This window comes from Brevundimonas sp. ALps5 (assembly GCF_058681645.1).
Genome location: NZ_CM178744.1, coordinates 2,640,575 through 2,663,626 on the forward strand (window position 1 = coordinate 2,640,575; position 23,052 = coordinate 2,663,626).

Genomic DNA, 23,052 nt, shown 5'->3' on the forward strand with positions numbered 1-23,052 from the left:
AGTCGAGCGGGGCCGTGGGAGGGTCCGAAATCAGTCTGGAGTCGTAAACATGTCCGACCGCCGCAACCTGTGCCTGTCCGCCGCCGGTCTCGGCGTCCTGCTCACAGCGCTCAGCGGCCCGGGCTGGGCGCAGACCGCAGCTGTTCAGGACGGCTCGGGCGGCCCCGACCACGTCTCCCTGACCATCTACAATCAGGACATAGCCCTGGTGGAGGACACCCGCTCCCTGACCCTGCCGGCGGGCCGGTCGCGACGCGAGTTTCCCGGCGTCTCGGCCAGCATCAAGCCCGAGACCGTGGGCCTGAGCGGCGACGGCCTGTCGGTGCTCGAACAGAATTTCGACTACGACCTTCTGACGCCGGACAAGTTGATGCAGTCGGCGGTGGGGCAGGAGATCGGCATCGTCCGCACCAATCCCGGCTCGGGCGCCGAACAGACCCAGCGCGCCCGGGTCCTGGCGGCCAATCAGGGCGTGGTCCTGGCCGTCGACGGCCATGTCGAGGTGCTGCGTGACGACGGCGTCCCGACCCGGGTGGTGTTTGACCGGGTGCCCGAGAACCTGCGGCCGCGCCCGACGCTCAGCGTGACGCTGGAGGCCGACCGCGCCGGCCGCCGCGACGTCGGCCTGACCTATCTGACCACCGGCCTGCAATGGAAGGCCGACTATGTCGCCCGCTTCGACGAGAAGGCGGGCAAGCTGGACCTGACCGGCTGGATCACCCTGACCAACCGGTCGGGGGTGACCTTCTCCAACGCCGAGACGCGGGTGGTGGCGGGCGACGTCGCCCTGATCAACCCGAACCAGGACCGCTACTACCGCCCGCCCCAGCCGCGTCCCGCCGTGCGCGGCAACGGGACCGAACAGGGACAGGCGCAAGGCCTGGCCGATGTCTATGTCTATCCGCTGCCCGAGCCGGTGACGGTGGCCAACAACCAGACCAAGCAGGTCGGGCTGATCGACGTCTCGGGCGTCCCGGCCTCCAAGCGCTACCTCTATGAGGCCGACAGTTTCGACACCGAGACGGAGCCCCAGGCCGCCGAGGTGGCGGTGATCTTCTCCAACAGCCGGGCTTCGGGCGTGGGAACCCAGCTGCCGGCGGGCGTGGCGCGCGTCTATGTCAACGACGCCTCGGGCGAGCCCCGCTTCATCGGCGAGGATCAGGTGGCCCACACTCCGGCGGGTTCGGACATCGTGATCACGACCGGTCAGGCCTTCGACGTCACGGTCCAGCCGCGCCTCGTCTCCAGCGCCTCGGCGCCCAAGCCCGCCTACTACCGCTGGCGGACGCGGTTCGAGATGGAATACACGGTCCGCAACGCCCGGCCCGAGGCGACGACGGTCGAGGTCCGCCAGCACGGTCTGGGCCGCAACACCCAACTGGGCGAGCAGTCCATCGCCGGAGAACTTCAGGACGCCAACACCGTCGTCTGGCGCGTGCCGGTGCCGGCCAATGGCGAGACGGTGCTCAAGGCCGTCGTGACCACCGGCGGCTGATCCCTCGTGCGTGGGTCCGTCTATCTCGCACTGCTGGGGCTGGCCCTGGCCACGCCTGCCTTCGCCCAGGTCGAGACCGTCTCGGCCGGGGCGGAGAAGACCGCCGTGGTCATCTATCGCGATCGCGTCGTGGACACGAGCCGGCTGCTGGAAGAGTCGCGCCAGTCGTGGAACGAACTGGACCGGCAGGGCCTGGCCCTGATCATCGAGACCCGCACCATCGACCTGCCCGCCGGTGAGGCGGTGATCCGGCTGAAGGGGGTGGCGACCGGCATCATCCCCCAGACCGCGACCCTCGACGGCCTGCCGGCGACCGTTCTGGAGCGCAATACCGACTTCGACCTCCTGAGCCCCGGGGCCCTGTTGCGGAAGTCGGTCGGGGAGACCGTCAGGCTGGTGCGCACCAATCCCGAGACCGGCGCTGAGATCGAGAAGACGGCCATTGTCCGCTCCGGGCCCAACGGGGCGGTGCTGGAGATAGACGGGCGGCTGGAGGCGCTGCAATGTTCGGGCGGGCCCGAGCGTATCGTCTTCGACCGTGTGCCCGATGGCCTCAGCGACCAGCCCATCCTGTCGGTGCGCACCCGGGCCCGTACGGCGGGCCGCTACACCGTCACCCTGGCCTATCTGGCGACGGGGCTGCAGTGGTCGGCGGACTATGTCGCCCGGGTCAATCCTGACGGCCGGACCCTGAACCTCGACGGCTGGATCACCCTGGCCAATTTCGGCGGGACCAGCTTCGCGAACGCCCCGGTCCAGGTGGTGGCGGGCAATCTCAACCGCGACGAGGACTCGGTTCCGGTCGAGGCGGATGTGGTCGGCAAGACGCCGGGCTGCTGGCCGATGGACACGACGACGGGGGGCGCGGCGGTCGAAGAGGTGATCGTCGTTGGACGCCGTGTTTCCGAGGTCGCGCGCCGCGGCAGCATGGAAGGGCTGGTATCCGAGGACCGTGTCGATGAAATCGTCGTCACCGGCTCGCGCATCGTGCGGATGGACACGCTCGGCGACTACAAGATCTACACCCTGCCCGAGCCGACCGATGTACAGGCGCGCCAGACCAAGCAATTGCGCTTCATCCAGCGCGAGGATGTGGCCTTCGAGCGTGTCTATCAGGCCCGAATCGGCTCGTGGAACGCGGACGAACACGAGACCGGGCAACCGCTCAACCTGCTGCTGCGAATGCGTAACGAAACGCGGAACGGCCTGGGCCTGCCCCTGCCGGGAGGCGGCGTCAGCCTGATTCAGTCCCAGCTTGGCCGGGAGATGTTCACGGGGCAGGCGCGGTTCGAGGATCGTGCGGTCGGCCTGCCCGTCGAACTGAAGTTCGGCGAATCCATGGATCTGACGGTCGAGAACTATTTCGACGAAGACAGCCGCCATGACTCCCGGGGGCAGAGGAAGAAGGTCATTCGGGGCGAGGCGACCGTGACCAACGACAAGCCGGTCGCCGTCGAGGTCGAGATCAGCCCGGAGGAATATGGCGCGACCGGTTTCCGCATCCTGTCGTCCAGCATCCGGAGCCGGATCGGCGACGCGGGCTATCCGGTCTGGCGGATGCGGGTCCCGTCGGGCGGAACGACCCGCCTGACCTATGCCTATGAGTTCGACGACTGACGTCTATTCGCCGCGCGCCTGCTGGCGGGGGCTGAATTTGGGCGCGGGGGCCAGGCGCATGACCTCGCCCTGGTAGCGCTCGTCGTCACCGGCGACGGCGAAAGGCAGGGCGTCGGCGCAGGCCTGGAGCATGGCGTCCAGCCACGGCTGTTCGGCCTTGTGGAAGTCGCCCAGGACGTGGGGCATGACGAGGTTGGCCTCGCCGGGATGGCCGATGCCCATGCGGGCGCGGCGGAAGTCGGCGCCCAGATGGCTGATCAGGGAGCGGATGCCGTTCTGACCCGCCGCCCCGCCGCCCTTCTTCATGCGGAACCGGCCCGGGGCCATGTCGATCTCGTCGTGGAAGACGATGATGTCGGCGGGCGGGATCTTGTAGAAGCGCGCGGCCTCGCCGACGGCCCGGCCGCTCTCGTTCATATAGGTCTGGGGCTTCATCAGCAGGACCTTGGTCCCGTCGACCTCGCCCTCGGACACGACCGACTGGAACTTGGCCCGCTCGGGACCGAATCGCCAGCGCCGCGCGATCTCGTCGGCGGCCATGAAGCCGATGTTGTGCCGGTTGTTCTGGTATTTCGGGCCCGGGTTGCCGAGGCCGGCGATGATCAGCATGGGTCAGGTCCGGATATGGAAACGGCCCACTCCCGCGAAGGAATGGGCCGTCCCGAAAGTCAGGTCTCGTAAGGGGTTTAGCCTTCCGAGGTTTCGCCTTCGGCGTCGTCGGCCTGTTCCGAGGCGGGGACTTCGTCCGCGGCGGCTTCGGCGGCGGCGGCCTCTTCTTCCTCGTCATGGGCGGCCGAGATGGCGGCCGACGAGGTCTTGATCGAGGCGATCATGAAGTCGCGGTCCGAGATGGCCGGAACCACGCCCTTGGGCAGCTTGATGTCCGAGATGCGGATGCTGTCGCCCAGCTTGTGGCCGGCCAGGTCGACGATCAGGTCTTCCGGGATATGGTCGGCGCGGACCATGATCTCGACCGTGTGACGGACGATTTCCAGCGAGCCGCCCTGACGGAAGGCGATGCACTTGTCTTCGTTGATGAAGTGCACCGGCACTTCGATCTTGATGACTTGCTTTTCGTCGACGCGCATCAGGTCGAAGTGCAGCGGACGGTCCGACACCGGGTCGAACTGGACGTCCTTGGCGATGACCGGCTGGGTCTCGTCGCCGTACTTCAGCGTGACCAGGTGGCCCAGCAGCTTGCCGGTGTACAGGTTCTTGCGGAAGTCCTTCTCGTTCACCGAGATGGCGACCGGCGCCTTGCCGCCGCCGTACAGGATGCCGGGGACGGCGCCCGAGCGACGGGCTTCGCGCGCGCCGCCGGTGCCGGTGTTTTCGCGGACGTCCACGTTCAGAATGATCTCGGCCATCTGGCTCGCCTCAACAACAATAACGCCTGCGCCAACCTCGTGGCCCGCGCGGCGGGGTCATCAACCCTCGAATTCAAGAGCGCGGGTCATTACACGCATCGGACCCCAGGCGCAACCGCCTGGGCCAGACTCCGTGAAGACTCCTGAAATCAGTGGCCGGCGGTGGCCGGGGCCGAGTTCAGGCTGGCGGTCGAACCGGGCTGGGGCAGGCTGACCGTCGGGGTCGGCTGGCCGGTCGTGTCGACCGGGTCGGTGACGGTGACAACGGCGGCCCGGGTCGAGGTCGTGGCGCAGGTGGCGAGGTCGCGCACGATGTGGCGGCCGACGCAGAACATGTCCTCATAGCTGGGGCGCGAGGCGGCCAGGCACTGATACAGGTTCAGCTTCGACATGGTCAGACAGAACTCGCTGTTCTGATCGACCGTCAGGGCCTCGGTGTTGGCCCGGGCGTCGTCGCCGGCGGCGCCCAGGGCGGCCAGGGCGGCGATGGCCAGGGCGTTGGCCACGGCGGGCGTATAGGGGGCGCGCGACGGACCGGCGGACAGGTTCAGGCCCCGGCCCGAGTTGCCGGCGGCGAACAGCCGGGCCGATTCCTCGGCCGTGGGCAGCATTTGCCTTTCCGATATCGTTTTGGCCGTCTGGAGCCGGACTTCGCGATTGGCGATGGGGACGACGGCCCAGCGGCGGCGCGGATCGCGGCGTTCCTGGATGGTGTAGGCGTCGCCTTCCACCGCGTCCGCGATGGTGGTCAGGGCCGAGATGTCCTGGCCCACGGTCGAGATGATCAGACCGGCGGCGTAGTCGGCGCCCGGCAGGGTGGCGGCATAGGCCGGGTCGTTGATGATGGCGGCGATGATCTGGCGGCGCTGGACCGGGTCGTTGCCATACTGGCGCACGCCCATGACGAACTCGGGCGACTGCAGGGCCAGGATGGAGGCGTAGGCGATCATGCCGCGCGACAGTTGGGTCGGATCATAGGCGGCGCCCTTGCGCATGGCCTGCTGGATCGATTCCGCGTCGGGGAAGCCGGCCCGGATGGTGCCGACGTCGCGGATGAAGCTCACATAGATCGAGGCCGCGTCGGCGACGCCGGCGTTCAGGGTCACGGGCGGCGGGGGGGCGATGGCCGGCGGCGGCGGCGCCTCGACGACGGCGACCGGCTCGGGAGTCGAGCAACTGGCCAGCAGGCTCGCCACGGCGAGGGCGGCGAAGACAACGACGGGGGCGGCGCCGCGACGAAGGTGGACCAGAGACATCGAGGCTTTCCCCACACAAGAACGCGGGCGTCGCGGGGACGCCCCTTACTCAGGAGGCTTTATAACGCCTTTGAAGTCGTTTTCCGACCGTTAATCGAACAGCTTGGAAACCGATTCCTCGTTCGCGATCCGCCGGATAGCTTCACCGATCAGAGGCGCGACGGGTACGGATCGAATCTTGGCGCAGGTCAGGACCTCATGCGGCTGTTCGATCGAGTCCGTGATCACCAGTTCCTTGAGCGGACCGTCGGTGACGCGCTTGACCGCCGGGCCGGACAGGACGCCGTGGCTGATATAGGCCGAAACCTCGGTGGCGCCGGCGTCGATCAGGGCCTTGGCGGCGTTGACCAGAGTGCCGCCCGAATCGACGATGTCGTCGAACAGGATGCACTGACGGCCCGAGACGTCGCCGATGATGTTCATCACCTCGCTCTCGCCCGCCTTGGGGCGGCGCTTGTCGACGATGGCCAGGTCGACGTTCAGCCGTTCGGCCAGGCTGCGGGCCCGCACCACGCCGCCGACGTCGGGCGAGACGATCATCAGGTTTCCGCGCGGATAGTTTTCCTTGATGTCCTGGGCCAGCACCGGAGTGGCGACCAGGTTGTCAGTGGGAATGTCGAAGAAGCCCTGGATCTGGCCGGCGTGCAGATCCATCGTCAGGACCCGGTCGGCGCCCGCGCGCGTGATCATGTTCGCGACCAGCTTGGCCGAGATGGGGGTGCGGCCGCCGGTCTTCCGGTCCTGCCGGGCATAGCCGAAATAGGGCATCACGGCCGTGATCCGCTTCGCCGAGGCCCGCACCAGGGCGTCGATGCAGATCAGCAACTCCATCAGGTTGTCGTTGGCCGGATAGGAGGTCGACTGGATGACGAAGACGTCCTCGCCGCGGACGTTTTCCTCGATGACCACGAAGACCTCGTTGTCGGCGAATCGCTTCACCTGGGACTTGGTCAGGGGCATGTCGAGGTGGTCGGCGATGGCCTGGGCGAGTTGCCGGTTAGAGTTGCCTGCGAGCAGCTTCATCGCCGGTCATCCTTTCGCCGTCATCGGACCGCCAATGACGCCTGTTCAATTCTCGCGCTCCTTTACCAGCGCGCCGGACGGGGGCAAGTCGTATACGGTCGATTTCGACTTCGAGGGGTCGATTTGGAGCGCATTGGCTTGGCGCCGATGGCTGGTGTAGAGGTCGTGGTCATCATCGGGGGGCGGCGCACGCCCTCCTTCAGGTCCGCCGTGTCATGAGGTCTTCTTTGTCTGCTATTTCGGCGCTGTCCTCCTCGGGTTCCGCCCGGTCGTCGCGCGCACCCCTGTCGCGAGCGGGAACGATTCTGTTGGCCGCGGCCCTGACCGTCACCGTCGCGGGTTGCCAGGGCAAGCAACGGCCCAAGCTGGCTTATGAGGAGCGCCCGGTCGAACTGCTCTACAACACCGGCTACGATCGTCTGCAGAGCCACCGCTGGGCCGACGCCGTCGACTACTTCCAGGAAGTGGAGCGTCAGCACCCCTATTCGGAGTGGTCGCGCCGCGCGATCCTCATGCAGATCTACGCCTACTATCAAGACGGCCAGTACGCCGACGCCATCGCCGCGTCGGACCGGTTCATCCAGCTGTTCCCGGGCAGCCCCTCGGCGGCCTATGCCTTCTACATGAAGGCGACCTGCAACTTCGAGCAGATCACCGACGTGGGCCGGGACCAGGCCTATGCCGAGGCGGCGCTGGCCGGGCTGAAGGACGTCCAGCGCCGCTATCCGCGCTCGCCCTACGCCACCGACGCCATGGTCAAGATCGACATGGTCAACGACCAGCTGGCCGGCAAGGAAATGAATATCGGCCGCTACTATCAGCGCGCCAACCAGCCGCTGGCCGCCATCGGCCGCTACAAGGCCGTCATCGACAACCCGGCCTATCAGCGCACCTCGCACACGCCCGAGGCCCTGTACCGTCTGGTCGAGGTCTATCTGACCCTGGGTCTGAAGGAAGAGGCGACCCGCAACGGCGCGGTCCTGGGTTTCAACTATCCGGGCAGCCCCTGGTACGCCGAGGCCTATGCCCTGCTGACCGAACAGGGCGCCAAGCCGGACGCCGCCCCGACCGGACAGCGCGAAGGCTGGCTGCACCGGATCATCCCGGGCTGATCGGTCGGAACCTCTGTTCCGCATTGGTTCTACACGGCTATAGAGGGGGCTTGATGTCGAATCGGGCCCCTTCATGCTGACCGCCCTCTCAATCAGGGACATCGTCCTGGTCGATGTGCTCGATCTGGACGTCGAGACCGGCCTGACCGTGCTGACCGGCGAGACGGGGGCCGGCAAGTCGATCATCCTGGACGCCTTGGGTCTGGCGCTGGGCGGGCGCGGCGAGGCCGGCCTGGTCCGCGCCGGCGCCAAACAGGCCAGCGCGACCGCCGTCTTTACGGCTCCCGACGATCCCGACCTGATCGCCCTGATCGCCGAGCGCGGGTTCGAGGTCGCGGCGGGCGAGGATTTGATCCTGCGCCGCGTTCTGTCCGCCGACGGCCGCAGCCGGGCCTATGTCAACGATCAGCCGGCCGGGGTCGCGGCCCTGCGCGAGATCGGCTCGCGTCTGGTCGAGGTGCACGGCCAGCATGAGACCGTCGGCCTGCTGGACTGGCGCACCCACCGGTCTCTGCTGGACGCCTATGGCGGCCTGTCGCCCCAACTGTCCGCGGTCGCCGCCGCCGGCGAGACCCTGAAGGCCGCCGAGGCGCATCTGGCCGGGCTTCAGGCGGCGGCCGCCGACGCCGCGGCCCGGGCCGAAGAAATCTCCCTCAACCTCGCCGACCTCGACGCCCTGGATCCGCGCGAGGACGAGGAGACCGAACTGGCCGGGGAGCGCGCCATTCTCGGCGCCGCCGAAAAGGCCATGGCTGATCTGGCCGACGCCCGGGCCCAGCTGGGCGGCGACAAGCTGAGCCAGAAGCTGTCGGCGGCCTTGCGTGCGGTCGAACACGCCCGCCAGCGCGCCGTCCAGGCCATCAGCCTGCAGGACGGCGCAGAGGCCGACCATCCGGTCATCGCCCGCCTGGGCGCGGCCGCCGAGGCCATCGACCGCACCATCGTGGAGGCGCTTGAGGCCGTCGCAGAGGTCGACGCCGCCGCCGCCGCCTTCGACTTCGAGCCGGGGCGTCTGGACAAGGCCGAGGAGCGGCTGTTCGCCCTTCGCGCCGCCGCCCGCAAGCTGAACACCACGGTTCATGCCCTGCCCGGGCTCCGGGTCGCCCTGCGCGAACAGCTGCGGCTGATCGAGGACGGCGCCGACGCCCTGACCGCCGCCCGGCGCGAAACGACGGCCGCGCGCGAGGCCTATGATCTGGCCGCGACCTTCCTGACCTCGGCGCGCGAGGCCGCCGCCGAGCGGCTGACCGCCGCCGTCATGGCCGAGCTGACCCCGCTCAAGCTGGAACGGGCCCGCTTCCGGGTCGCCTTCGAGCCGGTGGGGGAGGGCAGGCGCGGCCCCCTGGGTGTCGAGACCGTCCGCTTCGAGATCGCGACAAACGCCGGAGACGGGTTCGGCCCGCTGGACGCCATCGCGTCCGGCGGCGAGCTGGCCCGCTTCGCCCTGGCGATGAAGGCGGCGCTGGCCGGCCGCGAGGACCAGCGCCAGCCGGTCATGATCTTCGACGAGGTCGATCAGGGTGTCGGCGGCGCCGTCGCCGAGGCCGTGGGCCAGCGCCTCAAGCGGCTGTCGACCGGCGCCCAGGTCCTGGTCGTGACCCACAGCCCCCAGGTCGCCGCCGGCGGCCATGCCCACTGGAAGGTGATGAAGTCCGACAAGGACGGCGCCACCACAACCACTGTCGTCGCCCTCGACGATGTCCGCCGTCAGGAAGAGATCGCCCGGATGCTGTCCGGCGCGACCATCACCGACGAGGCTCGCGCCGCGGCTCGCGCCCTGATCGGCTGACGCCCCCGATCCACCGATGCCTCGATGCGGGTCCCGGTTGTCCGGCCCGCTGAGAACGCGCGTCGGTCAGCCGCCTCCCTTTTATTGCAATGCTGAAACGGACGGGGGCGGACTCTGCCCCTCCAGGGTTGCTCACACGCAAAATCCAGCCATTGGTGTGACTAAACGCAAAGGTTGTTCATGCTTGCCGAAAGTTGGTCCGCACAATGAGGAGATATAACCTTTTTCATACGAAACCGGCCTTTTCGACTATTGACACATGAAAAGCACGCTTTTTCGAATAACGTCGATACAACCTCAATTACACATATGGCCAAGCTTGACGTGTCAGCTTGGTGAAATGTTTGTGTCCCCATCGCGGCGTCTCTGCGTCAGGGATGCGAACGAGCTTCACAGCTCAATTTGAGAAATGGTTGTTATGCGAAACCGCTTGCTGGCCTCTACGATCTTCACCACGGCCATTGCCCTGGGCGCTCCCGCCCTGGCCCAAACCGCCCCGGAGCCGGTCGCCGGCGCCCAGGACGACGCCACCACCGTCGAGGAAGTCGTCGTCACCGGCTCGCGCATCCGTCGCGACGCCGTCAATGCCCCGACCCCGCTGATCCAGATCTCGCAGGACCAGCTGCTGACCACCGGCCAGTCGACCGTGATCGACTACCTGGCCACCATCCCGGCCCTGTCGAACTCGGTGGTTCCGTCGGACACCACGGGCTCGAACCTGGGTGACGGCGGCCTGTCGCTGCCGAACCTGCGCTCGCTGGGCTCGAACCGCACCCTGACCCTGGTCGACGGCCGTCGCCACGTCGGCTCGTCGGGCGGTTCGCTGTCGGTCGACATCGACACCATCCCGCGCCTGCTGATCCAGAACATCGAAATCGTCACCGGCGGCGCCTCGTCGGTTTACGGCGCCGACGCCGTCTCCGGCGTGCTGAACTTCATCCTGAAGAAGGACTTCGAAGGCCTCGAGATCGACGCCAACTACGGCCAGATCAACCAGGACGGCCAGGCCAACCGCCGCATCTCGGCGCTGATCGGCAAGAATTTCTTCGACGACCGTCTGAACGTCTACGCCCACGCCGAGTACGAGAAGATCGACGAGGTCACCTCGCTGGACATCGACTGGCTGCGCCGCGCCCCGGTCCGCATCGGCGTTGACGCCGATCCGGCCAGCCGTCCCGACGACGGCATCCTTGACGCCCGCCTGTTCACCGGCGTCAGCCGTATCGACCGTCCGCGCTGGGGTCAGACCACCCTTGTCAATGTTCAGCAGCCCAGCGACCTGAACAACCCCAACGTTCCGTACGAAAACTGCTTCCCGGGCGGCACCGCCGGTAGCTTCAGCTACTCCTCCAACTGCTTCGGCGTCACGCCCGGCAAGACCTTCTGGTACGACGGCACGACGGCGCGCTTCGCCAACTTCGGCACTCGCGTCGGCGCCACTGGCGCCAACCGCCCCTACAACATCGGCGGCGACGGCGAGAACCCGGCCGAATTCTCGACCGGATCGCGCGTACCCCGTTCGGAATCGCAGCGCTATCAGGTCGGCGCCAACTTCAAGATCACCGACAGCATCACCGCCTATGGTGAAGCCAAGTATGTGACCGAAGACACCTTCGACGTCGGCCAGCCGACCTTCTTCGACATCGATCTGGTCAACTCCTACGGCGCCGACGAAACCAACTACATCTATGCAGTGAACAACTTCGACCTGCGCTGGTCGGACAACGCCTTCCTGCCGCAGAACGTCAAGGACGCGATCCGCACCAATCTGGTGCAGACCTATCTGCCGCCGGTCGCCGGTGCTCCGGGCGCCCTGGGCCCGCAAATCCTGGTCCAGAACGCGCGTCACAGCATGTTCGGTCCGGACCGCACCCAGGACAACACGCGCCAGCTGCAGCGTTACGTCGCCGGGATTCGCGGCGATCTGGGCGACTTCGGCTTCGTCAAGAACCTCGATTTCGACATCGGCTACACCTACGGCAAGGTCGAGGTCGAGAACCGCGAGCGCGGTGTTGACGGCCAACGCTTCGCCCTGGCGATCGACTCGGTCGTCGACGTCGCCGGCGTCGTCAACGGCACGCCGGGCCAGATCGTCTGCCGCGCCCAGCTGCTCGCCAAGGGCGCCGGTCCGGTCACCGACCAGAACCCCGACTCGGCCAACGCCGGCGGCGACCTGCGCGACACCGCCTACGGCCGCGCCTCGATCAACGAGTGCCAGCCGCTGAACGTGTTCGGCAAGGGAAACCAGAGCCAGGCCGCGCTCAACTACGTCGACGCGACCATCCACATCACCGAGCGCAACGAGCAGCAGCAGGGGATCGCCTCGATCTCCGGCAATCTGTGGGACTTCTGGGGCGCCGGCGCCATTGGCCTCGCCCTGGGCGCTGAATACCGTAAGGAAACCACCGAGGCGACGGGCCGCGACCGCGACACCGCCGGCCGTCTGCTGTTCCTGAACTCGGGCCCGGACTTCCCGGAAGCCAGCTATGACAGCACCGAGTTCTTCGCCGAACTTTCGGTGCCGCTGTTCCGCGACAGCTTCCTGGGTGAATACGCCGAGCTGAGCGGTTCATACCGCACGTTCGACTACTCCACCGTCGGCACCGGCGACGTTTACGGCGTGAACCTGGTCTACCGTCCGATCCCGGACATCACCTTCAAGACCAGCTACAACACCTCGTTCCGCGCCCCGGACCTGGGCGAGAACTTCGCGCCGAACAGCCAGACCTTCGCCAACGGCATCGTCGACCCCTGCACCACGCTCAACATCGCGGCGGTCAATGATCAGGCGACCAAGACCAACCGGATCAACAACTGTACGGCTTTGGCGACCGCCCAGGGGCTGAGCTTCGACTTCGCCGGCGCCACGCCGCAAAACACCGACGACTTCCGCCCGAACTACACCTCGGGGATCGCGGGTCTCGCCGGCGGCAACCCGAACCTGAAGCCGGAACAGTCGGACTCCTTCACCTTCTCGACGGCGCTGCGTCCGCGCTTCATCCCGAACTTCAGCCTGGTGCTCGACTACTATGAGATCACCATCGACGACGTGATCGCGGCGGTCTCGGCCGATACGGCGGCGGCCAACTGCGTTGACGGTCCTTCGCTGAACGCCGACGCCTGTTCGACCATCTTCCGGACCGGCGGCGTCAGCCCGTTCGCCGTCGGCGGCTTCATCGAGCGTTCGTTCAACTACGCCTCGCTCAAGACCCGCGGTCTGGACTTCACGGCCCGCTACCGCATCGACACCGAGGAAATGTTCGGTCGCGACTTCGGTCAGCTGGAATACTCGCTGGGCGGCTCCTGGCTGATCACCCAGCAGCAGTACCTGAACGAGTCGGATCCGTCGGACTATGACGAGCTGGCCGGAACCCTGTTCTACCCGCGCGTCCGCATGACCTCGTCGCTGACCTGGACGCCGAACGAGACCTGGAGCGTGAACTGGACCGCCGACTGGCAGACGGCCCAGAACATCGTCTACGCCCGCGACTATGTCTCCAACATGGACTCGCGTCAGCCGAACGAACTGAGCACCGGCAACTTCGTCCGCAACGACTTCACCGTCCGCTACAACGTCAACGACGACCTGATGCTGCGCGCCGGTGTGGTCAACGCCTTCGACGCCGAACAGGCGCCGTATCTGGGCACGACGCTCTACTCGAACTTCGACCCCTACGGCCGCCGCTTCTTCATCGGCCTGAACTACAAGGCCTGGTAAGCCCGACCTCTGAAGACCCAGACGGGAGGCGTTCCAGCGCCTCCCGTCATCGACTTCCGGCGTATGGAGAGATGCGTCGGGATCGGGGACTCCCGTTCAGCCGATCGCTCCTTTCTTCCAGAAGGGCGCACCAGGAAGGGCGAAGAAGGATATCCCGCGAAAAAAGAAGGCCCGACGGACATCGCCCCATGTCCGCCGGGCCTTTTCGCATTCTGAAGTCGGGAGAAGAGAGGAGGGCGGGCGCCTTAGCGGACGCCCAGGATCCAGCCCTCTTCCTGCTCGACCTGTTCGATCAGCTCGGGCGAGGCGTCTTTCGGCGGACCGAAGGCCTTGGCCAGCTCGCCCTTGTCGTCCAGTTCCGCGAAGGCCACGGCCGTGGTGCGCACCTGGGCCTGATCCTTGAACTCGCCCTCGGCGACGGTGGTGGGCCACATCGAGGGCCAGACCTCGGCGACCAGAACCGACAGGGGCTCGACGTCGGCGGCGTCCAGCACGCGCCAGCCCGTGCCGAAGGGCCAGACGGCGGCCGAGGCGCCCAGGCTCTCCAGCAGGCGGCGAACGGCCGGGATGCCGACCAGGGTCTGGCCGCCGACGGCGCCGGCGCCGTGCATCTGCCAGTTCGACTTCGGCTGCAGCCGGCCCTTGCGCACGGCGTTCTCGGTCGCGCGGTATTCGGGGATGTCGGCGCCGGCGCCCGCAGGCGGCTTGGTCGTGGTCAGCCAGCGCTGCGCCTGGTTGGCGGGCGAGCCCCAGAAGGGCCAGGCTTCATCCGTCATGAGACGGTTCATCTTGGCCGCCACCTGATAGCGGTTGTTGGTGTTGTCCGGCTTGTCGACGATGTTGGCCGCGATGAATTTCCACATGGCCGACCAGATCGGCTCGCCGGTCAGCTTCAGGCGCGCGGCCGTGCCCGTGGGATAGCCCAACGAGAAGTCGAAGCCGACCAGCACCCGGTCGCCGCGCTTGCGATGGTCGGCCAGGATGGAGGCCAGCAGGGCCTCGCCCTCGGCGCGGGTCGCGACATTGTGGGTCTCGGTATAGAGGCGGAAACGCACGTCGCGCTTGGCCACCCCGATCCATACGGAGTTCTCGCCGAGTTTCTTGCCCTCGGCGGCGGTCCAGTCAGCGATCACATAGGCGTCGAAAAGGCGGGCCACGGCGGGCTCCTCAGAATTACTCAGGCACGAAAGGAATGGGGGCTTCTAGCGTTCCCCGTCGCTCGCCGAAAGGGCGATCAGGCCTTCAACAGCGCTTCCAGGTGCGACAGCCAGCGGCGGCCCAGACGCAGGGCCTCGGCCGGAGAGCCCGTCTGGGCCGGGGCGACGGCGTTCCACAGGCTGAGTTCGAACTCGGGATAGCGGGCGTCCGCGAACATCAGCCGCAGGGTGACCTGTTCGGCGTCGGGGGCCATGACGTCCAGCGCCTTGCGCGGCTCGCCGCGTCGGATGCGCGCCAGGACGTGGCCGTCGACGATGACCTCGCCGCCCTCGACCTCTTCGAAGCCGTAGACCAGGCCATGGGCGCCCCGGTCCCACAGGACGGCGATCTGGCCACCGTCGAAGTCGAGGCCGGCCGCCCGGCCTTCCGTCGGCGACAGGGCCTCGGCCTCCGGCTGGACGCCCAGGGACTTGAGCAGGGCGCGGCGCATCCGGCGCTCGGGCTCCATCCACCAGTTCAGCGTCAGGGCGCCGGTGGTCAGGGCCGCGGCGGCGAGGCCGACCAGCAGGATGACCCTGAGCGCCTCGCCCATCAGGCGTCGAGAGCCAGTTCGACCACGACAGGGACGTGGTCCGAGGGCTTGTCCATGTCGCGGGCGTCGCGGTGGGTCTCCACGTTCCGGAACCGGTCGGCGGCCTGGGGCGACAGCAGGTGGAAGTCGATGCGGATGCCGTTGTTCCTCTGCCAGGCGCCGGCCTGATAGTCCCAGAAGGTGTAGGTCCCGGGGGGCTGCTCGCCCAGTTCGCCGGCCTCGGACAGACCGAGCCACTTCAGCGCCTTGAAGGCGGCGCGGCTCTCGGGCTGGAACAGGGCGTCGCCGACCCAGTCGGCCGGGTTCTTCGCATCGACCGGCTCGGGGATCACGTTGTAGTCGCCGCACAGGACGAAGGGCTCCTCCAGCGCCAGCAGGTCGCGGGCGTGGGCGTTCAGCCGGTCGAACCAGGCCAGCTTGTACGGAAACTTGCCGGTGCCCACCGGATTGCCGTTGGGCAGATAGATGGCCCCGACCCGCACCGGGACCGGCGCCTCGACCAGAGCCTCGATATAGCGCGCCTGATCGTCGTCGGCGCCGTCGGGCCCCGCGCCCTCCGCTCCGGGCAGGCCGCGCCGGATGTCGCTGAGGGGGAATTTCGAGAGGATGGCCACGCCGTTGTAGGTCTTCTGGCCGTGGGTCTCGACGTTGTAGCCCAGCCGCTCGAACTCTTCGCGCGGGAATTTCTCGTCGATCGTCTTGATCTCCTGGAAGCAGACGACATCGGGCGCGGCCGCCTCAAGCCAGGCCAGCACCGTCGGCAGACGGGCGTTGACCGAGTTCACATTCCAGGTGGCGATACGCATGGCTGCGAGGCTAGGGCGATCCGTCCGAAAGCGAAAGGGCCGCCCCGCTTTCGCGAGGCGGCCCTTGAAGGCGTCGTCTGTGATGCTTCTTACCGCTGGGTCGTGGGCGCGGCGGCCGGGGCCGGGGCCGCGGCCGGAGCCGGCGTCAGGGTGCAGCCACCGCCGATGCGCTGGGCGGTGGCGCAGGGGTAGGCCTGCTGAACCGCCATCTCGTTGTTGAAGCGCACGATAAAGCCGTCGGCGCCGGCGCACTTGGCTTCATAGAAGGAGCCGTTGGCGTTGGCGCCCATGTAGCGGGCGCCGTTGACGTCGCACGCCGGGGTCTGGCCGCTGGCGAGGAAGGCCTTCAGCGAGGCGATCTGCTCGTCGGGGGTGGAGTATTTGCAGGCGTCGGAATGGCCGAGCTTGATGCATTCGGTCTTGGACCAGCCGGTCGCGGTCTTCTCGATGCGATAGCCGTCCGTGCCGGCGCAGCCGACCTCGTAAACGACGTTGTCGCCCGACGATTTGCCGACGGCGCTGCCCTGATCGACCGTGCAGCTCACGCCGGCTTCGTGGGCGTAGCCGGTGACGACGGCCAGGACGTTGTTGTTGGCCGGAAGCTGGCACTGCAGGCCCACATCGGCGGCGGGGTCGCGCGAGCGGCTCGTGTCGGCCTGGCCGAACAGGACGACGCAGTCATAACCCTGGGGCGGCGTGGCGCCGATCAGGATGAAACCCGGGCCCGTGCTGCAGGCGGCTTCATAAACGTGTTGGTGTTCCGCGTTGTCGCCGCGCAGGGCCGCCTCGGTGACGGTGCAGCCGGTGTTGGCGGCGGTGGCCAGCTCCTGAGCGCTTGCCTTGATCTGCTCGGGGCTGGGGGCGTTGCGTCCGCGTTGCGGGGCGGAGGCGCGATTGGTGGAGACGCTGCGGCCGCCGCCGATGCGGCCGGGCAGCACCTGTTCGCCGCGCGGACCGGTTCCGGTGGCGGTGCCCGACGGCGCGGGGGTGGTGGTCTGGGCCATGGCCGGCGCGACGCCCGCCAGACACAGGACCGCTGAACAGAAGGCGACGAGCAGGTTTCGATTGAACACGGGAAAGCTCCGGGCAGAACAGGTCGTGACTGCATTGACCCGCCTGCGGGGCGCGGTCAAGGCGCGTTTCCCTGCGCAAGGGGCGCCGTCTCTGGACGGGGCTCGGCGGATGGGTTTATGTGCAGCGTTTCGATTGGAGACTGACTTGGCTGATGGCGTGACCGTGACGGAGACGGCGTCCGGACCCCGTACCGAACGGGGCCTGACCTATCCGCTCGGCGCGCCGCCCGTTCCCGGTGAGGCGGTCGAGGCCGCGGCCGGGGTGCTGTGGCTGCGCCTGCCCCTGCCGATGTCGCTGGACCACATCAATGTCTATGCGCTCGCCGATGGCGACGGCTGGACCCTGGTCGACACCGGCCTCTACACCAAGGCCTCGATCGCGGGGTGGGAAGCGGCGTTCGCGGGCCCGCTCGGGGGCAAGCCGGTCAAACGGGTGATCTGCACCCATATGCATCCCGACCACCTGGGCCTGGCCGGCTGGCTGTGCGAGCGGTTCAAGGTCCCGCTGCTGATGTCGCGGCTGGAGTATGTCACCGCCCGGATGCTGGTCGCGGACACCGGCCCGGCGCCGGCTGAGGGCGAGACCTTTTTCCGCGCGGCGGGCTGGGACGACGAACGCATCGACGGCTGGCGGCGCGAGTTCGGCCGCTTCGGCAAGGGCGTCTATCCCATGCCCCAGAGCTATCAGCGGCTCAGCGAGGGCGATGAGATCGAGATCGGCGGCGACGTCTGGACCGTGGTCGTCGGCAACGGCCATTGCCCCGAACATGTCTGCCTGTGGCGCAAGTCCGACGACGTCTTCCTGTCGGGCGACCAGATTCTGCCGCGCATCTCGTCCAACGTCTCGGTCTGGCCGACGGAGCCCTTGCAGGACCCGCTGGGCGACTGGCTGGCCTCGCTGTCGAAGCTGCGCGCCCTCCTGCCGGAGAACGCCTTCGTCCTGCCGTCGCACGGCGAGCCGTTCACCGGCGTCCATACGCGGCTCGACGCCCTGACCAAGGGGCATCACGCCGGCCTGACCCGGCTTGAGCGCGCCCTGCGCGAGCCGCGCCGCGCCATCGACGTCTTCTCCAGCCTGTTCGCCCGCCCGATCGGTGACGGCGTCTTCGGCATGGCGACGGGTGAGAGCATGGCCCACCTCAACTATCTGGAAGCGCAGGGGCGCGCCCGCCGCGAGCGCGACGCCGACGGCGTCGACTGGTGGACGGCGACCCGAACCGACACTGAAATCGGGATCGATCCCGAAGAGGAAACGACCGCATGAGCGACCCCATCCGCACCGAACTCAACGACGGCGTCCTGACCGTCACCCTGGCGCGGGCCGAGAAGAAGAACGCCATCACCCAGGCCATGTACGCCGCCCTCGCCGAGGCGACGGAGCGGGCCCAGACCGACGCCGCCGTGCGGGTTTTGGTGTTCAAGGCCGAGGGCGACAGCTTCTCCGCCGGCAACGACATCGCCGACTTCATCGCCATCGGGACCAGCGGCGGCGGTCAGATGCTGGACGCCCCCGTCTTCCGCTTCCTCAAGAGCCTGGCCGAGCTGGACAAGCCGGCGGTGGCGGCGGTGCGCGGCCGCGCGGTCGGCATCGGGGTGACCCTGCTGCTGCATTGCGATCTGGTCGTGGTCGCCGAGGATGCGCTTCTGTCGACGCCCTTCGTCAACCTGGCCCTGGCGCCCGAGGCGGCGTCCTCCATGCTGCTGCCGATGGTCATGGGCCATCAGCGGGCCTTCGAGATGTTCGCCCTCGGCGAACCCATCGACGGCAAGACCGCCTTCGCCTGGGGTCTGGCCAACCGCTGCGTGCCGGCCGCTGAGGTCGAGGCCGTCGCCGATGGTCTGGTCGCGAAACTGGCGGCCCGCGCGCCCAATTCCATCCGCAAGACCAAGCGGTTGATGCGCGACGCCGAACAGATCTGGGCCCTTATGCAGCGCGAAGGCGAGGCCTTCGGATCGCAGCTCTCCAGCCCCGAAGCGATGGAGGCCTTCATGGCCTTCAGCCAGAAGCGGGCGCCGGATTTCTCGAAAGCCGGTTGAACCCGTCACACTAAAAGCCTAGGTGCGCGCGCCATGACCGCCGCCGCCCTTCGCAACACGTCTCTGGCCATCACGCCGGAACTGCCGTCCGACCGCGCCGCGGTCGAGGCGCTGGTTCTGGCCGCCTTCGGCCCGGGCCGCTACGCCAAGACGGCCGAGCGGATTCGCGAACACGCTCGCATGACCCTGGGTCTCGTCGCCCGCGATGAGGACCGCATCGTCGGCTCGGTGCATCTGTGGGCGGTCCAGGTCGGCGAGGTTCCGGCCGTCTTTCTGGGGCCCATCACCGTCGATGCGAGCTGCCGCAAGGGCGGGCTGGGCGGCGATCTGGTCACGGCCTGTGTCGAGGCGGCGCGTCAGGACGGCGTCGGCGGCGTCCTGCTGATCGGCGATCCGCCTTATTTCGAGCGCTTCGGCTTCCTGCCCGCGCCGGACGCCATCCTGCCCGGCCCGGCCGACCGCCGCCGGGTCATGTGGCTGCCGATCACGCAGCCGGTTCCCTCCGGCCCCGTCACGCCCGCCTCCTGAACGGGTTTGCCGCGCGGTCCCGGCGCGCTTAAGTCGGGGTATGACGGATCAACCGACAGGACTGGCGGGTATCGCCGCCGCCGCGAAGCAGGCGCCGGGCCGGGGCCTGCCGCCGGTGCATCTCTGGCATCCCGAACACTGCGGCGACATCGACATCCTGATCCGCGCCGACGGCGTCTGGATGCATGAGGGCTCGCCCATCGGCCGCAAGGAGCTGGTGCGGCTGTTCTCCACCGTGCTGCGCCTCGACCCGGACGGCTATCATCTGGTCACCCCCGTCGAGAAGATGAAGATTCGCGTCGAGGACCTGCCGTTCCGCGCCGTGACCATGGAACAGCGCGAGGAGGGGCTCGCCTTCACCACCGACGTCGGCGACGAGGTCCTGGCCGACGCCGAGCATCCCATCGTGGTGGAGACCGACCCCGTCACCGGCGAACCCGCGCCCCGCATCCGGGTTCGCGCCGACCTCGAGGCCCGCATCGCCCGCACCGTCTTCTATGATCTGGTCGAGATGGCCGAGGTGGTCGACGGGCGGCTGACGGTGACGTCGGCGGGCCAGCGCTTCCCCCTGGGGCCGGTCGGGGCGGGGGTGGAATGAGCCTCGCTTCCCTGAAGGCGCGGCTGATCGAGCGCCTGCATTCGCCCGAGAGCTGGCGGCCGGACGCCGACGCCGAACGCTCGGACTTCGACCTCAATCCGGGTCTGACGCCGGACGGCAAGCCGCTGAAGCCGGCGGCGGTGCTGGTGCCGGTCATCGCCCATGCCGACGGGGCGACCGTCCTCCTGACCCGCCGCGCCGACACCCTGACCAGCCACTCGGGCCAGATCGCCTTCCCCGGCGGCCGCCACGAGGCGGGCGAGACCGCCGTCCAGACCGCCCTGCGCGAGGCGAATGAAGAGGTCGGGCTCGACCCCGCCGCCGTCGAGGTGCTGGGCCTCATGCCCGCCTATCGCACCGGCACGGGCTTTCTGATCACCCCGGTGATCGGCTGGATCGCCTCGGCGCCCGCGCTGACGGCCCAGGACGGGGAGGTCGCCGACATCTTCGAGGTCCCGTGGGACTTCCTGATGAACGTCTCCAATCACCAGCGCGGCCATATGGACCCACCCGAGGGCCCGCGCCGCTGGTTCTGGGCCATGCCGTTCGAGAATCGCTACATCTGGGGCGTCACCGCCGGGATGATCCGCGCCCTGCACGACCGGCTCTATGAGGACGTCCCCGACCCGGAGGCCGCCGCCGCCGAGGACGCGGCGTGAGCGCGTCCGTCTCCGACCAACCCTGGCTGACCGACCCGGCCACCCGGGCTGTGCTCGACGCGCTGGAGGCCGTCGGCGGTCCCGACTGCGCCCGCTTCGTCGGCGGCTGCATCCGCAACGCCCTGATGGGCCAGACGGTCGACGATCTGGATCTGGCCACCCGCCTGTTGCCCGAGGCGGCCATGGCGGCCCTGCAGAAGGCCGGGCTGAAGGTCGTACCGACCGGTCTCGCCCACGGCACGGTGACGGCGGTGTCGAAAGGGCGACCCTATGAGATCACCACCCTGCGACGCGACGTCTCGACCGACGGCAGGAACGCCACCGTCGCCTTCACCGACGACTGGGCCGAGGACGCCGCGCGCCGCGACTTCCGCCTGAACGCCCTTTATGCCGACGCTGAGGGGCAGGTGTTCGATCCGACGGGGCAGGGCGTCGAGGACGCGCGCGAGGGCCGCATCGTCTTTGTCGGCGAGCCCGAGACCCGCATCCGCGAGGACTATCTGCGCATCCTGCGCTTCTTCCGCTTCTTCGCCTGGTACGGCCGGGGCGAACCCGATGCGGCGGGGCTCAAGGCCTGCGCCGACCTGTCCGAGGGCATGATCCGGCTCTCGGCCGAGCGGGTGTCCAAGGAATTGCTCAAGCTGCTGGCCGCGCCCGATCCGCGACCGGCGGTCCGGGCCATGGCGGGGGCGGGCGTGCTGGCCCGCATCCTGCCCGAAGCCGGGGAGGTCGCCGCCTTCGAGGTCATGGTCGGCCTGGCCGACGACCCGGCCCTGAAGCTTTCAGCCCTGCTGTCGTCCGATCCGGCGAAGGTCGAGGCGGCCGCGAAACGTCTGCGCCTGCCCAACGCCATGCGCGACCGGCTGCTGGCGGCGGCGGGCGGAGAGGTCGAGCTGGCCACGGACGCCCGCGCGGCCCGGGCCCTGATCTATCGTCTGGGCAAGCCGACCTTCGCCGACCGGGTGCTCAGGGCCGAGGCCCAAACCAACCGACCCGGCGCCGGCGCGGCCCTGCTGGACCTTGCCGACCGCTGGCCGGTCCCGCGTCTGCCCGTGGGCGGGCGTCAGGTGGCGGCGGCGGGTCTGGCGGCGGGACCTTTGACGGGTCAGGTGCTGGCGGCGTTTGAGAACGGCTGGATCGCCGACGACTTTCCCGACCACGGCCATGCCGAAAGGCTCAAGGCGCTGATTGAGGCTCTGCCAGCGTCAGGCGGGTGATCACCGGCCGGTGGTCGGATCCGGTCCGCTTTCCGATCTTGCGGCCGACCACGGCCAGATCGGGCGTCCGGTAGACCTGATCGATGGTGAAGCCGAACACCGCCGGCGCCGCCGAGGGCCAGGTGCCGGGCCAGCCCGGATTGGCCTTCAGTCCGATGTCCGACTGGATCTGGCGGCCGACCCGGGCGCTGGAGACGCTGTTGAAGTCGCCCGCCACGATCACCGGCCCGTCCAGCTTCCTGACCAGGGTGTTCAGGGTCATGGCCTGGGTCAGCTGGCCCCACTGGAACTGGAACGGCCAGGGCCGGGTCATGTGCACGCCCACGACATTCAGCGGCCCCAGCGGCGTCTCAACCTTGGCCAGGGCATAGCTCAGGCCCGGAGCCCGCAGATTGCCGGGCGTCAGGGGCCAGCGCGACAGGATCATATTGCCCGAGGTCCCGGCGCCGAAGCCGGGCCAGGGCGATCTCAGCCGATGCGGATACTGGGGAAACAGGTCGTTCGCATGTTCGCTGACGACCAGCGGCGCCTCGATCAGGATGACGATGTCGGGGTTCGCCGCCTCGACCGAGGCCTTCACCGCCGCGACATTGGTGTTGGTGACCAGCAGATTGGCCGAATAGAGGGTCAGAACCGGCGCGCCCGCCTTCGGCTTGCCCCGATCCGCCATGGCCTGGGGCCAGAGGGCCACGGTCAGCACCAGAACGACCACCGCCCCCGCTCCCGCCGCGAGCCGCAGACGCAAGATCACCAGCAGAACCACGAAGATCGCTGTCAGGATCAGGGCCGGGGCCGGGAACTGGGCCAGGATATCGACCCAGCGATGTCCGATGCCGCTCAGCGCCGCCACGCCGATGATCAGCGGCGGGACCAGGATACCCAGCGCCAGGATCGTCGCGACCCGTTTCAGGACCGTCCATCCGTCCGGCCCGCGCATCGTCCAGCTGATCGGCTGGTGCTCGGGTCCACGATCGGACAGCAGCTTGGGCATACGTCCTTGCCTTTTT

At 68.3% G+C, this 23,052-nt stretch carries 20 protein-coding genes; 11 read left to right on the forward strand and 9 right to left on the reverse strand.

The features are described from left to right. Positions 1 to 49: 49 nt before the first annotated feature. Both ACW172_RS12710 and ACW172_RS12715 read left to right on the forward strand, forming a co-directional pair. The gene (locus ACW172_RS12710) at positions 50 to 1,495 is read left to right on the forward strand and encodes a DUF4139 domain-containing protein (protein ID WP_492031808.1); all 1,446 of its coding nucleotides are present in this window, start codon (positions 50 to 52) and stop codon (positions 1,493 to 1,495) included. 6 nt (positions 1,496 to 1,501) lie between these two features. Beyond that, positions 1,502 to 3,112: a DUF4139 domain-containing protein gene (locus ACW172_RS12715; protein WP_492031809.1), complete on the forward strand. Its 1,611-nt coding sequence runs from the start codon at positions 1,502 to 1,504 to the stop codon at positions 3,110 to 3,112. A gap of 3 nt (positions 3,113 to 3,115) precedes the next feature. Here ACW172_RS12715 and pth read toward each other — a convergent pair whose 3' ends face one another. From pth to ACW172_RS12735, 4 genes are all read right to left on the reverse strand, one after another. Continuing rightward, positions 3,116 to 3,721, reverse strand: coding sequence for an aminoacyl-tRNA hydrolase (gene pth, locus ACW172_RS12720; protein WP_492031810.1), 606 nt, complete (start codon positions 3,719 to 3,721; stop codon positions 3,116 to 3,118). A gap of 77 nt (positions 3,722 to 3,798) precedes the next feature. Beyond that, on the reverse strand, positions 3,799 to 4,479 hold the full coding sequence (locus ACW172_RS12725) for a 50S ribosomal protein L25/general stress protein Ctc (RefSeq protein ID WP_492031811.1): 681 nt from the start codon (positions 4,477 to 4,479) through the stop codon (positions 3,799 to 3,801). Positions 4,480 to 4,628: 149 nt separating this feature from the next. After that, the gene (locus tag ACW172_RS12730; RefSeq protein ID WP_492031812.1) at positions 4,629 to 5,735 is read right to left on the reverse strand and encodes a hypothetical protein; all 1,107 of its coding nucleotides are present in this window, start codon (positions 5,733 to 5,735) and stop codon (positions 4,629 to 4,631) included. Positions 5,736 to 5,825: 90 nt separating this feature from the next. Further along, positions 5,826 to 6,758 (reverse strand): ribose-phosphate pyrophosphokinase, encoded by a 933-nt coding sequence (locus ACW172_RS12735; protein WP_492031813.1) that lies wholly within the window; start codon positions 6,756 to 6,758, stop codon positions 5,826 to 5,828. Positions 6,759 to 7,066: 308 nt separating this feature from the next. Here ACW172_RS12735 and ACW172_RS12740 point away from each other — a divergent pair, with 308 nt between their 5' ends. From ACW172_RS12740 to ACW172_RS12750, 3 genes are all read left to right on the forward strand, one after another. Then, positions 7,067 to 7,870: an outer membrane protein assembly factor BamD gene (locus ACW172_RS12740; RefSeq protein WP_492031814.1), complete on the forward strand. Its 804-nt coding sequence runs from the start codon at positions 7,067 to 7,069 to the stop codon at positions 7,868 to 7,870. Between the two features lie 73 nt (positions 7,871 to 7,943). Next, positions 7,944 to 9,659, forward strand: coding sequence for a DNA repair protein RecN (gene recN / locus ACW172_RS12745; RefSeq protein WP_492031815.1), 1,716 nt, complete (start codon positions 7,944 to 7,946; stop codon positions 9,657 to 9,659). 418 nt (positions 9,660 to 10,077) lie between these two features. After that, positions 10,078 to 13,377: a TonB-dependent receptor domain-containing protein gene (locus tag ACW172_RS12750; protein ID WP_492031816.1), complete on the forward strand. Its 3,300-nt coding sequence runs from the start codon at positions 10,078 to 10,080 to the stop codon at positions 13,375 to 13,377. A 245-nt stretch (positions 13,378 to 13,622) separates the two neighbouring features. On the opposite strand, the gene ACW172_RS12755 is transcribed toward ACW172_RS12750, so the two are convergent. The 4 genes from ACW172_RS12755 to ACW172_RS12770 form a co-directional block, all read right to left on the reverse strand. Continuing rightward, on the reverse strand, positions 13,623 to 14,534 hold the full coding sequence (locus ACW172_RS12755) for a cobalamin biosynthesis protein CbiG (RefSeq protein ID WP_492031817.1): 912 nt from the start codon (positions 14,532 to 14,534) through the stop codon (positions 13,623 to 13,625). 77 nt (positions 14,535 to 14,611) lie between these two features. Then, positions 14,612 to 15,127 carry a hypothetical protein gene (locus tag ACW172_RS12760; protein ID WP_492031818.1) on the reverse strand — a complete coding sequence of 172 codons (516 nt, stop codon included), beginning with the start codon at positions 15,125 to 15,127 and terminating at the stop codon, positions 14,612 to 14,614. Then, positions 15,127 to 15,933 (reverse strand): exodeoxyribonuclease III, encoded by an 807-nt coding sequence (gene xth / locus ACW172_RS12765; protein ID WP_492031819.1) that lies wholly within the window; start codon positions 15,931 to 15,933, stop codon positions 15,127 to 15,129. Before xth ends, ACW172_RS12760 begins: the two co-directional genes overlap by 1 nt. A gap of 89 nt (positions 15,934 to 16,022) precedes the next feature. Next, entirely contained in the window at positions 16,023 to 17,006 is a 984-nt protein-coding gene (locus ACW172_RS12770) for a hypothetical protein (RefSeq protein ID WP_492031820.1), read from the reverse strand. Positions 17,007 to 17,151: 145 nt separating this feature from the next. Between ACW172_RS12770 and ACW172_RS12775 the strand changes: the two genes are divergently transcribed. From ACW172_RS12775 to ACW172_RS12800, 6 genes are read left to right on the forward strand one after another with little or no spacing between them, the layout of a single operon-like run. Further along, complete coding sequence (locus tag ACW172_RS12775) at positions 17,152 to 18,270, forward strand: MBL fold metallo-hydrolase (RefSeq protein WP_492031821.1); 1,119 nt, start codon at positions 17,152 to 17,154, stop codon at positions 18,268 to 18,270. Further along, positions 18,267 to 19,043, forward strand: coding sequence for an enoyl-CoA hydratase (locus ACW172_RS12780; protein ID WP_492031822.1), 777 nt, complete (start codon positions 18,267 to 18,269; stop codon positions 19,041 to 19,043). The genes ACW172_RS12775 and ACW172_RS12780 overlap by 4 nt, the downstream gene beginning before the upstream one ends. A 33-nt stretch (positions 19,044 to 19,076) precedes the next feature. Continuing rightward, a complete protein-coding gene (locus ACW172_RS12785) occupies positions 19,077 to 19,571 on the forward strand; it encodes a GNAT family N-acetyltransferase (protein ID WP_492031823.1) in 495 nt (164 codons plus the stop codon). 40 nt (positions 19,572 to 19,611) lie between these two features. Next, complete coding sequence (locus ACW172_RS12790) at positions 19,612 to 20,169, forward strand: DUF1285 domain-containing protein (protein WP_492031824.1); 558 nt, start codon at positions 19,612 to 19,614, stop codon at positions 20,167 to 20,169. Further along, a complete protein-coding gene (locus ACW172_RS12795) occupies positions 20,166 to 20,828 on the forward strand; it encodes a CoA pyrophosphatase (RefSeq protein WP_492031825.1) in 663 nt (220 codons plus the stop codon). Before ACW172_RS12790 ends, ACW172_RS12795 begins: the two co-directional genes overlap by 4 nt. Further along, positions 20,825 to 22,045, forward strand: a complete 1,221-nt coding sequence (locus ACW172_RS12800; protein ID WP_492031826.1) for a CCA tRNA nucleotidyltransferase — start codon at positions 20,825 to 20,827, stop codon at positions 22,043 to 22,045. The genes ACW172_RS12795 and ACW172_RS12800 overlap by 4 nt, the downstream gene beginning before the upstream one ends. Here the strand turns inward: ACW172_RS12800 and ACW172_RS12805 are convergent. Further along, positions 22,005 to 23,036, reverse strand: a complete 1,032-nt coding sequence (locus ACW172_RS12805) for an endonuclease/exonuclease/phosphatase family protein (protein WP_492031827.1) — start codon at positions 23,034 to 23,036, stop codon at positions 22,005 to 22,007. The genes ACW172_RS12800 and ACW172_RS12805 overlap by 41 nt on opposite strands. Between the last annotated feature and the right edge of the window lie 16 nt (positions 23,037 to 23,052).